The organism is Dechloromonas hankyongensis, assembly GCF_022012295.1.
GTDB lineage: Bacteria > Pseudomonadota > Gammaproteobacteria > Burkholderiales > Rhodocyclaceae > Azonexus > Azonexus hankyongensis.
The window spans coordinates 721,104-736,765 of sequence record NZ_JAKLTN010000001.1; the positions used below are offsets into that span (position 1 = coordinate 721,104).

At 63.8% G+C, this 15,662-nt stretch carries 10 protein-coding genes; 8 read left to right on the forward strand and 2 right to left on the reverse strand.

Features of this window, described 5'->3' with window-relative positions; translation table 11 throughout:
- Positions 1-128 precede the first annotated feature (128 nt).
- Positions 129-848: a response regulator transcription factor gene (locus LZ012_RS03460; protein ID WP_275707576.1), complete on the reverse strand. Its 720-nt coding sequence runs from the start codon at positions 846-848 to the stop codon at positions 129-131.
- Positions 845-2,884, reverse strand: a complete 2,040-nt coding sequence (locus LZ012_RS03465; RefSeq protein WP_275707578.1) for a PAS-domain containing protein — start codon at positions 2,882-2,884, stop codon at positions 845-847. Before LZ012_RS03465 ends, LZ012_RS03460 begins: the two co-directional genes overlap by 4 nt.
- A gap of 206 nt (positions 2,885-3,090) precedes the next feature.
- On the opposite strand from LZ012_RS03465, the gene LZ012_RS03470 reads away from it, so the two are divergent.
- From LZ012_RS03470 to LZ012_RS03505, 8 genes are all read left to right on the forward strand, one after another.
- Complete coding sequence (locus tag LZ012_RS03470) at positions 3,091-4,728, forward strand: acyl-CoA synthetase (RefSeq protein WP_275707581.1); 1,638 nt, start codon at positions 3,091-3,093, stop codon at positions 4,726-4,728.
- A gap of 64 nt (positions 4,729-4,792) precedes the next feature.
- Positions 4,793-6,571: an acyl-CoA dehydrogenase C-terminal domain-containing protein gene (locus LZ012_RS03475; protein WP_275707583.1), complete on the forward strand. Its 1,779-nt coding sequence runs from the start codon at positions 4,793-4,795 to the stop codon at positions 6,569-6,571.
- A 67-nt stretch (positions 6,572-6,638) separates the two neighbouring features.
- Positions 6,639-8,276 (forward strand): electron transfer flavoprotein-ubiquinone oxidoreductase, encoded by a 1,638-nt coding sequence (locus LZ012_RS03480; RefSeq protein WP_275707585.1) that lies wholly within the window; start codon positions 6,639-6,641, stop codon positions 8,274-8,276.
- Positions 8,277-8,386: 110 nt separating this feature from the next.
- Positions 8,387-8,701, forward strand: a complete 315-nt coding sequence (locus LZ012_RS03485) for a DUF485 domain-containing protein (RefSeq protein WP_275707587.1) — start codon at positions 8,387-8,389, stop codon at positions 8,699-8,701.
- On the forward strand, positions 8,698-10,365 hold the full coding sequence (locus LZ012_RS03490; protein ID WP_275707589.1) for a cation acetate symporter: 1,668 nt from the start codon (positions 8,698-8,700) through the stop codon (positions 10,363-10,365). The genes LZ012_RS03485 and LZ012_RS03490 overlap by 4 nt, the downstream gene beginning before the upstream one ends.
- Positions 10,366-10,828: 463 nt before the next feature.
- The gene (locus LZ012_RS03495; protein WP_275707591.1) at positions 10,829-12,841 is read left to right on the forward strand and encodes a TonB-dependent receptor plug domain-containing protein; all 2,013 of its coding nucleotides are present in this window, start codon (positions 10,829-10,831) and stop codon (positions 12,839-12,841) included.
- Positions 12,831-13,391: a YfiR family protein gene (locus LZ012_RS03500; RefSeq protein ID WP_275707593.1), complete on the forward strand. Its 561-nt coding sequence runs from the start codon at positions 12,831-12,833 to the stop codon at positions 13,389-13,391. Before LZ012_RS03495 ends, LZ012_RS03500 begins: the two co-directional genes overlap by 11 nt.
- Before the next feature lie 9 nt (positions 13,392-13,400).
- Positions 13,401-15,578, forward strand: coding sequence for an ATP-binding protein (locus tag LZ012_RS03505; RefSeq protein ID WP_275707595.1), 2,178 nt, complete (start codon positions 13,401-13,403; stop codon positions 15,576-15,578).
- The last annotated feature ends 84 nt before the right edge of the window (positions 15,579-15,662 follow it).

Consider the following 15,662-nt stretch of genomic DNA (forward strand, 5'->3'; position numbering starts at 1 on the left):
CCAGCCGTCGGCGGTTGATTCCGCCGAACGATATCGCGGCGCTACCGCTGCGACGCAGAATCAACACTATTACTAAAATAATAACTTTTCGCCGGTGTTTTTAACAGGCCGGCTCCCGACGGACCGGTTCAGCCGGCCTCGCCGGACCAGGTTACGGCGGCCAGGAACAGGTAGCCGGCGCCGTACACCGTCTTGATGAAAGCCGGGCTTTGCGCATCGGGTTCCAGCTTGCGGCGCAGGCGCGAGATGCGGACGTCGATGGCGCGGTCGGTCGGCGCCAGGTCGCGGCTGCCCATCAGCTTCTCGCGCTGCAGGATGCGGTTCGGGTTGTTGACGAAAACCTTGAGCAATTCCGATTCCGCCGTGCTCAGCGCATGTTCCTCGCCGTTCGGGGCGAGCAGCCGGTTGTTGCTCAGGTTGAAGCGCCAGCCCCCGAATTCGGCCATCTGGTGGCCGCTCGTCTCGACGCTTTCGCGGCGGCGGACGATGCTGCGCACGCGGGCGACCAGTTCGCGCGGTTCGAAGGGCTTCAGCATGTAGTCGTCGGCGCCCAGCTCGAGGCCCATGACCCGGTCGCTGACATGGGCGCGCCCGGTCAGGATCAGGATGCCGCAGGCCGATTGCGCCCGGACCCGCTGCATGGCCTCGATGCCGTCCATGTCGGGCAGGCCGAGGTCGATGATGCACAGATCGGGGGCGAGGGTGCGCAGGCGGCGCAGCAGGTCGCCGGCGCTGCGGCACCAGACGGTACGGAAGCCGAAGTCGCCGAGCACCTGCTCGATGATCTTGGCGACGTCCGGGTCGTCCTCGACGATGGCGATCAGCTTGGCGGTTTCGTTGTCTTTCATGGTTTTTCTCGGGTGGCGCGGAGCAGGGCGCGGGCCAGGTCCTGGCGGACGAAGGGTTTGGCCAGCACCGGCAGGTCGCTGGCGCCGCCGGTGTCGCCAGCATCGCCACTGTCGGTTTCGTCGGTGTAGCCGCTCATCAGCACGATGCGCATGTCCGGCCGGCGGCTCAGTATGGATTCGGCCAGCTGCCGGCCGTTGAGGCCGCCAGGCATGATGATGTCGCTGACCACGATGGCGATATCGATGACCTGCTCGATCATCTCCATCGCCTGGCTGCTGTTTTCGGCTTCGATGACCGGATAGCCGAGGTCGATCAACTGCTGGCGGACGACGCGGCGGACGTTCGGCTCGTCCTCGACGAGCAGCACCAGTTCGCCGCCCTGCGGCAGGCCGGCCTCGTCGCCGGGCGGCTCGATATCCGGTTCCGGCGTGGTCAGCGGCACCACCAGCAGCACCGTGGTGCCCTGGCCGGGCTGGCTGTGGATGGCGATGCCGCCGCCGGACTGCTTGGCGAAGCCGTAGGCCATGGCCAGGCCGAGGCCGCTGCCCAGGCCGAGGCGCTTGGTGGTGAACAGCGGCTCGCAGGCGCGGGCCAGCGTGGCGGCGTCCATGCCGCAGCCGTTGTCGGCGACCTCGATCAGTACGTAATGGCCGGGCGGTACGTCGAAGCTCGCGGCGTTGGTAGTCAATTCGACGGCGCGCGCCGCGATGTGCAGGCGGCCGCCGTTCGGCATGGCGTCGCGCGAATTCAGTGCGAAATTGAGCAGGGCGCTTTCCAGCTGGCCGGGGTCGACCAGGGCGTGCACCGCGGCGGCGCTCAGGTCGGTGGACACGGCGATCGATTCGGGCAGCGAGCGGCGGACCAGCTTGGCCAGGCTGGCGATCAGCTGGCCGATATCGACCGCCTGCGGTTCCAGCGGCTGCTGGCGCGAGAAGGTGAGCAGGCGCTTGATCAGCTGCACGCCGCGGCGCGCCGACTGCAGCGCCGGTTCGACGAATTCGTTGACCCCGGCGTCGTCCGGGCGGTGATCCTGCAGGGCGGCCAGGTTGCCGATGATGACCGTGAGCAGGTTGTTGAAGTCGTGGGCCAGGCCGCCGGTCAGCTGGCCGATGGCTTCCATTTTCTGGGCCTGGACGAGGGCGGCCTGCATGCGTTTCTGGGCGGTGATGTCGTGCGAGAAGACGAAGAAGCCTAGCGTCTCGCCGGCGGTGCTGATTTCCGGGACCAGCGTGCTCTGCGCAAAAACCGTCTGCCCCTGGCGCTGCATCTGGTACTCGTAGGTGACCTGCTGGCCGGACAGGGCGCGCCGCACCGACTCCCTGACCTGGCCGTACACCACCGGGCCGACCACGTCGGGCACGGTGCGGCCGGTGACGCCGCCTTCCGGATGGCCGTACCAGTCCGAGTAACCCTTGTTGGCGTACTGGTAGACCTCGTTCTGGTCGACGTAGCCGATCAGGATGGGAATGGTGTCGTTGATCAGGCGCACGCGGGCTTCGCTGCGCCCCAGCGCGGCGGCGATGCGCTCGTTTTCCTCATTGGCCACGCGCAGGTTGGCGTTGGCGTTTTCCAGCTGGGCGGTGCGCCGGCGCACCCGCTCGTCGAGCTGGATGTTCTGGTGCTCGGTCAGGTGTTCGATGTAGCGCTGCTCGGTGACGTCGCTATAGAGCGTGACGAAGCCCCGGTTCGGCAGCGGCTCGCCGCGCAACTGCAGGACCCGGCCGTTCGGGCGCTGGCGCTCGGTGACGTGCGGCGAAAAATTGCGGGCCGCGGCGACCCGTTCGGCGATCTGCGTTTCGCGGTCGCCCGGCCCGTATTCGCCGCGCTCGGCGTTGTGGCGGATGAAGCTCGCGAAGGGAGCGCCGACGTAGGCCAGTTCGTCCGGAAATTCCAGCAATTGCAGGAAGGTCCGGTTCCAGGCGACCAGCCGCAAATTGCCGTCGAACACGGTGATGCCCTGGTCGAGCAGGTCGAGTCCGGCCTGCAGCATGGCATAGCGCTGGGCGGGATCGGCGGACGGGTTTTCAGCGGACATCGGGCGATTCTAGTGCAGGCGGTGGGGGCGATTCCGGGGTGTAACGATTCGTTACATTCTGCCAATAGTTGCGCAAGAGTGTTTTGCCATTCTCCTGAAAAACCAAAGCACGGTGATGGGCAAGCAGCACGGATGGATGCCTGAATCGGCAATAACTTGCATCACGAGAACAGCACACTCGGCAAGCAAATGTGAGGAGATTCAAGGTGGTTAACCCGTATACCGTAGGGCTGGACCGGAATCCGGCCAATTATGTCGCGCTGTCCCCGCTGACCTTCATCGAACGGTCGGCTTTCGTTTATCCCAAACGCGTTTCCGTCATCCAGGGCGCCCGCCAATATACCTGGAAGGAAAGTTACGAGCGCTCCCGCCAGCTGGCCTCGGCGCTGCAGGGCAGGGGCATCGGCAAGGGCGACACGGTCGCCGTGATGCTGCCCAACACCGCCGCCATGTTCGAATGCCACTTCGGCGTGCCGATGGCCGGTGCCGTGCTCAATACCCTGAACACCCGCCTCGACGCCGAAGCCATCGCCTTCATGCTGGCCCACGGCGAAGCCAAGGTGCTGATCACCGACCTCGAGTTCTCCAAGGTCGTCAAGGCGGCGCTGGAGCTGCTCGACGGCCCCAAGCCGCTGGTCATCGACAGCCTCGACCCGGACTACACCGAGGGTGAAAAGCTGGGCGAGAAGGACTACGAGGCCTTCCTGAACGAAGGCTCGCCCGATTTCGCCTGGCAGCTGCCGGCCGACGAGTGGGACGCCATCGCCCTGAACTACACCTCGGGCACCACCGGCAACCCGAAGGGTGTGGTCTACCATCACCGCGGCGCCTACCTGAACTCGGCCTCCAACATCATTTCCTGGGGCATGCCACCGCATGCGGTCTATCTGTGGACCCTGCCGATGTTCCATTGCAACGGCTGGTGCTTCCCCTGGACCCTGGCGGCCAATGCCGGGACCAGCGTCTGCCTGCGCAAGGTCGATCCGGCCATCATTTTCGGCCTGATCAAGGAACACACGGTGACCCACATGTGCGGCGCGCCCATCGTGTACGGCATGCTGATCAACGCCCCGGAAACACTGCGCGCCGGCATCGCCCACACGGTCAACGGCCTGATCGCCGGCGCTGCACCGCCGGCCGCGATCATTGAGGGCGCCCAGCGCATGGGCTTCAACATCACCCATGTGTACGGCCTGACCGAGACCTACGGCCCGGCTTCCGTCTGCGCCAAGCAGCCGGAATGGGACAAGCTGCCGATCGACCTGCAGGCTGCCCGCAACGGCCGCCAAGGCGTGCGCTACCACATGCAGGACGCGATCGCTGTGCTCGATCCGGTCTCCATGGAACCTGTGCCCTGGGACGGCGAGACGATGGGCGAGATCATGTTCCGCGGCAACCTGGTCATGAAGGGCTACCTGAAGAACGCCAAGGCCACCGAGGAATCCTTCGCCGGCGGCTGGTTCCATACCGGCGACCTGGCGGTCGTCCATAGCGACGGCTACGTCAAGATCAAGGATCGCTCCAAGGACGTGATCATTTCCGGCGGCGAGAACATTTCGTCGCTGGAAGTCGAGGACGTGCTCTACCGCCACCCGGCAGTCATCGCCGCTGCCGTCGTCGCCAAACCCGACGAGAAGTGGGGCGAGGTGCCGGCCGCCTTCATCGAACTGAAGGACGGCGCCACCTGCAGCGAGGCCGACATCGTCGAGCACTGCCGCGGTCATCTGGCCCGCTTCAAGGTGCCCAAGCAGGTCGTCTTCGGTGCCCTGCCCAAGACCTCGACCGGCAAGATTCAGAAATACGTGTTGCGCCAGCACGCCCAATCGACGCTGGCCATTGAGTAGTTTCCCTTGCGTGCTCGCACCTGAACTTCGGTGCGGGCGCCTTTTTTTCTGACAAGGAATCCCCATGAGTACCTACATCGCCCCGCTGCGCGACATGACCTTCATCCTGAACGAAATCGCCGGCCTCGAAGAAATCTGTGCCCTGCCGGGTAACGAGGAATGCTCCGTCGAACTGGTCGAATCCATCCTCGACGAAGCGTCCAAGTTCGCCACTGGCGTGCTCGACCCGATCAACCGGGGCGGCGACACCACCGGTTCGGTGTGCAAGGACGGCGTGGTGACCACTGCGCCGGGCTTCAAGGACGCCTACAAGCTGTTCTGCGAAACCGGCTGGAACGCCATGCCCTTCTCGCCGGAATTCGGCGGCCAGGGCCTGCCCGCTGCCGTCACCATGGCGGTCAATGAAATGTGGAAGTCGGCCAACATGGCTTTCGCGCTGTGCCCGATGCTGACCGGCGGCGCCATCGAAGCTATCGCCCACCACGCCTCCGACGAACTGAAGCAGAAATACCTGCCGAAGATGGTCGAAGGCACGTGGACCGGCACCATGAACCTGACCGAGCCGAACGCCGGCTCCGATCTCGCCGCGATCAGCACCAAGGCCAAGGCGGTCGGCGACGGAACCTATCTGGTGACCGGCACCAAGATCTTCATCACCTGGGGCGAGAACGACTGCGCCGAGAACATCGTCCACCTCGTGCTGGCCCGCCTGCCGGATGCCCCGCCGGGACTGAAGGGCATCTCGCTGTTCCTGGTGCCCAAGTTCCTGGTCAATGACGACGGTTCGCTCGGCGCCCGCAACGATCTGATCTGCGCCTCCATCGAGCACAAGCTCGGTATCCACGGCAGCCCGACGGCGGTCATGTCCTACGGCGAGAAGGAAGGCGCCATCGGCTACCTGATCGGCGAAGAGAACAAGGGCGTCGGCTACATGTTCACGATGATGAACCACGCCCGCGTCAATGTCGGCCTGGAAGGCGTCGGCATCGCCGAGCGCGCCTACCAGCACGCCCTGTGGTACGCCCGCGAACGCGTGCAGGGTAAGATCGTCGGCGACACCGGCAGCGACAAGAAGACCATCCTGCACCATCCGGATGTCCGCCGCCTGCTGATGGACGTCAAGTCGCGCACCGAAGCCATGCGCACCCTGGCCTATTACGCCGCCGCCCAGATCGACAAGGCGCACGCCGGCGATGCCGCCGCGCAGGCCCGCATCGACCTGCTGACGCCGGTGGTCAAGGGCTGGAGCACGGAGCAGGGCGTCGAACTGTCGTCCACCGCGCTGCAGGTCTTCGGCGGCGTCGGCTTCGTCGAGGAAACCGGCGCCGCGCAGTACTACCGCGATTCGCGCATCACGACCATCTACGAAGGCACGACGGCGATCCAGGCCAACGACCTGGTCGGCCGCAAGCTGGCCCGCGAAAAGGTGCCGGGCGCTGCGATGAAGGCACTGCTCGCCGAGATGGCGGCTACCGCCCAGTCGCTGGAAGGCCAGGCCGCGCTGGCCGGTATCGCCGGCAACCTGAAGAGCGGCATCGCCGCGCTGACCAAGGCGGCCGACTGGATTCTCGCCACTTACGAAGCCGATCCGCAGGCCGTGCATGCCGGGTCGGTGCCCTTCCTGAAGTTGACCGGCATCGTCGTCGGCGGCTGGCTGATGGCCAAGTCCGCCGCGGTCGCTGCCCAGCGCCTGGCCGACGGCAGCGACGACGTCTATTACACCGCCAAGCTGGCGACGGCCGATTTCTTCGCCGCCCACCAGCTGCCGTTCGCCGCCGCCTATGCCGCGGAAGTGACCGGCGGTGCCGCGTCGGCGTTGGGTCTGGAAGAAAAACTGTTCTAAGAAAAACGCCCGGCAATCGTCATCCCCGCCGGCGCGGGGATGACGCAACGGCGACAAAGGAGACAACATGCGTACTGATCGCGATGCAATGGAATACGACGTCGTGATCGTCGGCGGCGGCCCGTCCGGGCTGTCGGTGGCGATCCGGCTCAAGCAGCTGGCCGCGCAGGCCGGCAAGGAAGTCTCGGTCTGCCTGCTGGAGAAGGGCTCGGAAATCGGCGCCCATATCCTGTCCGGTGCCGTGCTGGAGCCGCATGCCCTGCAGGAATTGATCCCCGACTGGCGGGAACGCGGTGCGCCGCTCAACACGCCGGCCGGCGAAGACAAGCTGCTGTTCCTGACCGAAGCGGGCGCTCATAAACTGCCGACGCCGCCGCAAATGGCCAACCACGGCAACTACATCATCAGCTTGGGCAACTTCTGCCGCTGGCTGGGCGAGCAGGCCGAGGGCCTGGGCGTCGAGATCTACCCCGGCTTTGCCGCCGCCGAAGTGCTCTACCACGAGGACGGCTCGGTCAAGGGCGTCGCCACCGGCGACCTCGGCATCGGCAAGGACGGCCAGCCCGGCCATAACTTCCAGCCGGGTATGGAACTGCACGCCCGCCAGACCATCTTTGCCGAAGGCTGCCGCGGTTCGCTGACCAAGGAACTGTGGGCCAAATTCAACTTGCGCGACGGTGTCGATCCGCAAACCTACGGCATCGGCATCAAGGAGCTGTGGGAAATCGATCCGGCCAAGCACCAGCCGGGGCTGATCGTGCATACCGTCGGCTGGCCGCTGCAATCCGACACCTACGGCGGCTCCTTCCTCTACCACCTGGAGAACAACCTGGTGGCGGTCGGCATGGTGGTCGGCCTCGACTACAAGAACCCGTGGCTGTCGCCCTACGAGGAATTCCAGCGCTACAAGACGCACCCGGCTATCCGCGGCACCTTCGAAGGCGCCCGCCGCATCTCCTACGGTGCCCGCGCCCTGTCCGAAGGTGGCTACCAGTCGGTGCCCAAGCTGCATTTCCCGGGCGGCCTGCTGGTCGGCGACACCGCCGGCTTCCTCAACGTGCCGAAGATCAAGGGCACGCACATGGCCATGGAGTCCGGCATCGTCGCCGCCAAGGCGGTGTTCGAGCACCTGTTCAAGGACAACGCCGGGGCCGAGGTCACGGCATACGGCGAGCAGATCAAGCAGAGCTGGCTGTGGGCCGAGCTGTACAAGGTGCGCAACATCCGCCCGGCTTTCAAGTGGGGCCTGTGGGGCGCGCTGGCCTACGGCGCCATCGACACCTACGTGTTCGGCGGCAAGGCGCCGTGGACCCTGCGTCACCACGACGACCACACGCAGTTGGGCGACAAGAACAGCCATCCGAAAATCGACTATCCGAAGCCGGACGGCAAGCTGACCTTCGACCGCCTGTCCTCCGTTTTCCTGTCGGCGACCAACCACGAGGAAAACCAGCAGACGCACCTGCGCCTGAAGGACGAAAGCGTCGCCATCAGCATCAACTACGCCAGGTACGGCGCGCCGGAAACGCGTTATTGCCCGGCCGGGGTGTACGAAATCCTCGGCGAGGACGAAGGCCAGCCACGGCTGCAGATCAACGGCCAGAACTGCCTGCACTGCAAGACCTGCGACATCAAGGACCCGACCCAGAACATCACGTGGACGGTGCCGGAAGGTGGCGGTGGGCCGAACTATCCAAACATGTAGGACCCGACAGGGCGCTTCCGGTCTGGCCGGGGCGTCCCGTCAAAACCAATAAAACCAAGAGAACAGCAAGCAGCATTCCTTTCCATTCATCGGAGTTTCGAGGAGGATTCATGTCTCAACAAAATATTCACGCGAAGATCCGGAGCAATCCGAAATTCGCCGAGATGGTCGGCAAGCGCACCCGCTTCGCCATCATCCTGTCGCTCGTCGTGCTGGTGCCGTACTACGCCTTCATGATGATTACCGCTTTCCATCCGTCCCTGCTCGCCCAGCCGCTGGCCGAAGGCGGTGTGATGACTGTCGGCTGGCCGGTTGCTGCCGTGCTGGTCGTCGGCGGCTGGCTGCTGACCGGCATCTACATCCGTCGTGCCAACGGCGAATTCGACGACCTGAACCAGCAGATCCTGCAGGAGGCACGCAAATGAAGCGCTCCCTGCTCGCCCTGAGCGCCGGCCTGCTGGTCGCCGGCCTCGCCATCGCCGCGCCGGGCGCCATTGAAGGCGTCCAGAAGCAGCCGATCAACGTCAGTGCCATCGCCATGTTCATGGTCTTCGTGCTGGCCACCCTCGGCATCACCAAGTGGGCCGCCGCCCGCACCAAGTCGACGGCCGATTTCTACACCGCCGGTGGCGGCATCACCGGCTTCCAGAACGGCCTGGCCATCGCCGGCGACTACATGTCGGCCGCCACGCTGCTCGGCCTGACCTCGCTGGTCTACGCCAAGGGCTTCGACGGCTTCATCTACACGGTGAGTTTCTTCATCGGCTGGCCGATCATCCTGTTCCTGATGGCGGAGCGCCTGCGCAACCTCGGCAAGTTCACCTTCGCCGACATCGCGTCCTACCGCCTCGACCAGAGCCGCATCCGGACCTTTGCCGCCTTCGGTTCGCTGACCGTCGTCTGCTTCTACCTGATCGTGCAGATGGTCGGTGCCGGCCAGCTGATCCAGCTGCTGTTCGGCCTGGAGTACAACATGGCCGTGGTCTGCGTCGGCATCCTGATGATGGTCTATGTCACCTTCGGTGGCATGGTCGCCACCACCTGGGTGCAGATCATCAAGGCCTGCCTGCTGCTCGGCGGCGGCACCGTGTTGATGCTGCTCGCCTTCAGCCAGTTCGGCTTCTCCTTCGACAACCTGTTCGGTCAGGCGATCGCCGCGCACAAGACCGGCATCAAGATCATGGCCCCGGGTTCGTTGATGGCCGATCCGATCTCCGCCGTGTCGCTGTCCTTCGCGCTGCTCTTCGGCACGGCCGGCCTGCCGCACATCATGATGCGCTTCTTCACCGTGCCCAACGCCAAGGAAGCCCGCAAGTCGGTGTTCTACGCCACCGGCTTCATCGGCTTCTTCTTCCTGGTGGTGATCATCCTCGGCATCTCGGCCATCGTCATCGTTGGCCAGAACCCGGCCTTCTTCGAAGGCGGCCAGGTCGGCGGCAAGCTGATCGGTGGTGGCAACATGCCGGTCATGCACCTGGCCAAGGCGGTTGGCGGCGACATCTTCCTCGGCTTCCTGTCGGCCGTCGCCTTCGCCACCATCCTCGCCGTCGTGTCCGGCCTGGCCCTGGCCGGTGCTTCGGCCATCGCCCACGACCTCTACGCCCGCGTCATCAAGAAGGGCGAAGCGACCAGCGAGCAGGAAATGAAGGTCACCAAGATCGCCTCGGTCGGCATCGGCCTTACCGCCATCGCGCTGGGCATCCTGTTCAAGGACCAGAACATCGCCTTCCTGGTGGCATTGACCTTCGGCGTCGCCGCCTCGGTCAATTTCCCGGTGCTCATCCTGTCCATGTACTGGAAGGGGCTGACCACCCGCGGCGCGCTGCTGGGCGGCATCGCCGGCCTGGTTTCAGCCGTCGGCCTGGTCATCCTGTCGCCGGCCGTCTGGGTCAAGGTGCTGGGCAACGCCCAGGCCGTCTTCCCGTACGACCATCCGGCCATCATTTCGATGACCCTGGCCTTCGTCGTCACCTGGCTCGGTTCGGTCACCGACAAGAGCGCCCGTGCCGCCAAGGAAGCCGAAGCCTACGAGGAGCAGTACATCCGCGCCCAGACCGGTCTCGGCGCCGCCGGTGCGCACGCGCACTGATCGACTCTGCGGGTGAGACTACGGAGAACAGCAACCGTCGTCTCGTTCCTTTCGGGAGCCTTCGGGCTCCCTTTTTTTTGGGTCTATCGGGTCTTGCCGGGGAAGGCGGCCTTGTTGTTCAGGAAGAAAAAAGCCGAATTGCGAAATGGCAAGCCGCTGGACGCTTCGCGCTCTTTTGTGGAGGATAGGCCGGATGCGGGATTCCGGTCTCCTTTGTCCCGATTGCGCTACCGGTATTCAGGTATTCATGAATTATGCATGTGCCTGTATGCTCAATGATGACCAAATTAAACGATGAACAGGCCGTTTGGCCCATGAGGTAAATCTGCGTACATCGTCGGGCGTCGGCAAAAGAATGTATGGCTTGCCCGGCAGATGTCGGGCCAAAGGCACCGCCGGTGGTCAGATGCGCAATTCCCCGTCTTGCTTTGTGGCCACTAAGGACTAAGTGCATAAGAAATCTATGCTGTCGCGCTGCGTGTCAGCCGATCAGCTTGGGCTGGGGCTTTTGCTTTTTTCCAGCCTTGCTTTCGGGCAGCATGTCAGTCCGATCGAGCTGAGCCTGGATGATCTGGCGAGTGTCCAGATTTCATCCGTTTCGAAGTATGTCCAGCCGACACGCGAGGCACCGGCGGCCGTCGAAGTGATTTCCCGGGCGGAGATCAGCCGATACGGCTGGCGTACCTTGAGCGAAGCGCTGAACAGCTTGCCCGGCTTGTACAACACCAACGACCGCGCCTATGACTATCTGGGTGGGAGGGGGTTCGCTGTTCCGGGGGACTACAACACCCGCTATCTGCTGCTGATCGACGGCAGTCGCGTCAATGATTACGTCTACGGCCAGGCCAGCATAGGCAGGGATTTCAGCCTGGACATGGCTCTCATCGAACGCATCGAGTTCGTTCCCGGTCCGGGCTCAGCCATCTACGGCGGCAATGCGATCTTCGGGGTGATCAACGTCATTACCCGCCGCGGCAACGACATTTCGCCGCTTGCCGTTTCGTCGCTGGCCAGCAGTGACGGCTGGCGCGAAGGCAGAATCGCCGGTTCGCAACGCTACGAATCCGGCGCTGTCGTCACGCTGTCGTACAGCGCGGCAAATCGAGCCGGAAGCGACACCCGCTACGACGACCCCGGCAATCAACTGTTGATCGCCGGAGGGCAGCCTTCACCCGACGGCATCGCCCGCGACTTGGATCATGAGCGGGTCCGGCGCCTGTTAGGCCGTTACGAGTACGGTGGCTTGACGATCAGCGGCCGCTATGCCGAGCGCAATGTGCAGCCATCTTCGGCCCTCTACGGTACGCTGTTCAACGATCCGGCACTGCAACTGAAGGATGGAATTGCGGGGCTGACCGGGCGCTATCAGCGGCGGATTTCCGACGACAGCCGTTTCGAGCTGCGTCTCGATTATTCCCGCGTCACCTACAAGGGGACCTACCCGTACGAGTCGGGCGCAGGAGTGCGCTACCTGAACGAGGACAGGACAGTCGGAACGTCCTGGCAAGGGGATTTCCGCTATTTCTACAGCGGCCTGGAAGCTCACCAGTGGCTCTTTGGCGTCGAAGGGCAGACGCTGAATGCGCGCCAGCGCAACGATAACCTCAACGGCCTGGCCAATCCGGCGATCAACATCGTTTCCAATGCCGAGCGACTCGGCTTCTATGTCCAGGATGAATGGCGTTTCGCCCCGGACTGGCGTTTGAGCCTCGGCGTGCGCCACGATCGGCCCAGCGAGGCGGAGGCGATGACCAGTCCGCGCGTGGGGCTGGTCTGGCTGCCGAACCCGGCGACCAGCCTGAAGCTGCTCTACGGCCAGGCCTATCGCTTGCCCGTCCCCTATGAAAGGGATTACGCCAACGGGATGGATTACCTGTCCAACACCAGCCTCAAACCGGAGGAAATCAGCACCCTGGAAGCGGTCTGGGAACAGCGCTTCGGCTATGCGCACAGTCTGCGACTGGCGGTATTCGACTACATCCTCAAGCGACTGATCAGCCTGCAACAACTGCCGGGGAACCTGTTCCAGTACCAGAACGGGGAGCAGGTAAAAGCGCACGGTGTGGAAACCTCATGGCATACGAAATGGCCTTCGGGGGCCAGGATCGATGCCAGCCTCGCCTATACCCGTACTGCCGACGTACATGGCGATGCCTTGAACAACGCGCCGCGCTGGCTGGGCAAGCTGCGGGGCATGCTGCCCGTGTGGCGGAACAACTGGTGGCTTGCACTCGAATCCTGCGCCAGCACGCGCACCGATTATGTCTGGAATGGCCAGCAATTGCGTCAGCCAGCCGGCGGATTGGTCAATCTCACGCTGACCGGCGAGCGTGTGTGGGCAGGCCTGGATATCCAGCTGCGTATCCGCAACCTGTTCGATCGCCGTTTTGCCTATCCGGCGTCGGACGAAGTGGCGAGTCCGTCGGTCCCTGGATTCGGTCGTGTCGGCGAACTCGGGTTCAGCTATGCCTTCTGATGGCGACCAGACCTGCCGGTTTGCCAAGGCACTCGCCATACGGCGGCTGGCATGGGTGACCTGCCTGATGGGCGGCGTCCTGCAGGCAGGCCTCGCCTACGGCCAGAGTTCACCGCTGAACGTGTTGAAGGTCGCTTTCCTGTACAACTTCATCAGCTATACCAACTGGCCGGTATTTCCACCGGCATTCAATGTCTGCCTGCTGGGCAACCACGGCCTGGACAACGAACTGGAGAGCCTGGTCTCCCGAGAGGTGGCAGGACACCCGCTACAGGTGCGAAGCATCGGTTTTTCCGACCATCTCGGGGGATGTCATCTGGTGTTTATCGCGGCTTCCGAGCAGGCACGTGCCGCGCGGATCGCTGCCCTGGTCGGCCGTCAGCACGTGCTGACGGTGGCCGATTTTCCAATTGATAACGCCAGCGGCATCCTGATTGGCATGGACGTGGAAGATGGCCGCCTGCGCTTCTCGGTCAATAATTCAAAAGCCTTGGAGCACGGGCTGAGTTTAAGCTCACGCCTGCTCAGGTTTGCCCGTCACGTTTGGTGAGAAAGCACAATGTTCCATGATTGGCTGAGGGATCTCTCGATCGGCCGCAAACTCTGGTTTCTGAACCTGGCCAGCGTGGTGACTTCGGTCGTCGCCGGCGCCGGCATGATGATCGTCGTCCTGTGGCACCTCGAGAACAGTGAAAATTTGCGGACTGCAACGGCGCAAGCCGAAATTATCGCGGAAAACATCAAGCCGGCCGTGCTGTTCCAGGATTGGGCGGAGGCCAACGAAATCCTGGTGGGCCTGGGGCGCGACAGCGACGTGCTCAAGGCCCAATTGCTGGATACCCAAGGCCGCGTTGCTGCGGTGTTTGCCCCGCATTCCCTGGCGGTCGCGGCGGATCACGGTGGCGAGATTGTCGAGGTCAGAGCCGTCGTGCGCGACGGTAGGGTGCCCGTTGCCACCGTGGTTGTGCAGCGAGGGACACAGCACGTCAAGCGGAAGATGCTGCTCTATACCGGCGGTGCAGTTGCCGGGGCGCTGCTGTCTGGACTACTCGGCGCGCTGGTCGTACGCCGCCTGCGCCGGGTCATCACGGATCCGCTCACCGAGCTGACTGCACTGATGAAACAGGTTTCCCGCTACGGAGATCTGTCGTCACGGGTGACGCAGGTGCATCGGGATGAACTGGGTCTGCTCGGCGCCAGCTTCAACCAGATGCTTCAGCAGATCCAAGCCAGGGACAGTGCCCTCGACCTTGCCCCGGTAGCTGTGTGGATCGCCCATGATGCAGAGTCGAGCACCATCACGGGCAACCGCCTGGCGTACGAGTGGCTCGGCGTTTCGGAAAAGGGAAATGTTTCGCCGGTTGACTTAGCTACCGGAGAGAGCTGGAATTGCAAGGTATTCCGGGACGGGATGGAATTGCCTGCCGAGCAGTTGCCCCTGCAGCGTGCCGCCCAAGGCGAGCGGGTCGGGGATCAGCAGTTGGAACTGCGCTATGCCGACGGTTCGGTGCGCCACATCCTGGGCAATGCCATTCCCCTGTTCGACAAGCATGGCAAGCCGTGCGGTGCGGTTGCCGCTTTCCTTGACATCACAGCGCGGCGCCAGTTCGAACTGGAGTTGCAGATGGCCAAGGCCGAGGCCGAACATTCCAACAATGCCAAATCCCGCTTTCTGGCGGCGGCCAGCCATGACCTTCGGCAACCGCTGTCGGCGCTGGGCATTTACGTCAACATGCTGAAGAGTGAAGTTTCGCCGGGCGGTGCCAGCATGCTGTCGAGCATGGTCGATTGCCTCGGCAGCCTGAGCGAATTGCTCACCGATCTGCTCGATCTCAGCAAGCTCGATGCCGGCGTCGTGGTGGTGAATGTCTCCAGTTTTTCGGTGGCCGAACTGTTTGCCAGCCTGGAAACGACGCATGCTCCCGAAGCCAGCCTCAAGGGGCTGCGCTATCGGCATCGGCGGACATCACTGGTGGCGAGGACCGATCTGGTCCTGTTCCGGCGGATTGTCGGCAACCTGATCAGCAACGCCATCCGCTATAGCAACCGTGGTGGTGTCCTGGTCGCCTGTCGTCACCGGCAGGGGCGGCACTGGGTCGAGGTCTGGGATACCGGCATCGGCATTCCGATGGATCAGACATCGGTGATTTTCGAGGAATTCCGGCAACTGGGCGATGGCGCGCGAAATCGCGGCAGTGGCCTGGGGCTGGCGATCGTCGCCCGGGCGGCCAGTCTGCTGGGCCTGCGTGTCGAAGTCCGCTCCCGCCCGGGGCGCGGATCCGTTTTTGCCATCGAACTGCCGATCAGCCAAGAAGTGCTGCTTCCGGTCGGGGCGCCGAAGAGCGTCGAGTACCGAACCCTGCGCATCGTCCTGCTGGAAGACAACGAAATGGTCCGCCTGGCCCTGTCGCAGGCGCTGCGCGCTTCCGGACATCAGGTCCTGCCTGTCGCCTCCGGCAGTGAACTGCGTTCCCACCCGAGGCTGGCAGGGTTCGCGCCGGATGTCATCGTCTCGGACTACCGTCTGAGTGACGGGGAGACGGGATACGAGTCGGTCGCTTTCCTCCGGGCACGATTTGGTGCGGATATGCCGGCCATCATCATTACCGGCGATACCGACCCAAGGCTCATGCGCAGCATGGCGGACCGGGGAATCGTCGTGCTGCACAAGCCGATCGATATGGAAACGCTGCAGGCTTACCTGGAAGACATGACCTACAACGTCGGCGTCAGCTGACCGCGATGCGAGCGATGCCGGTGCGCACGCGCACTAAGCGACTTTGCGGGTGAGGCTTCGGAGAGCAGCGCCGTCGCCGCGATC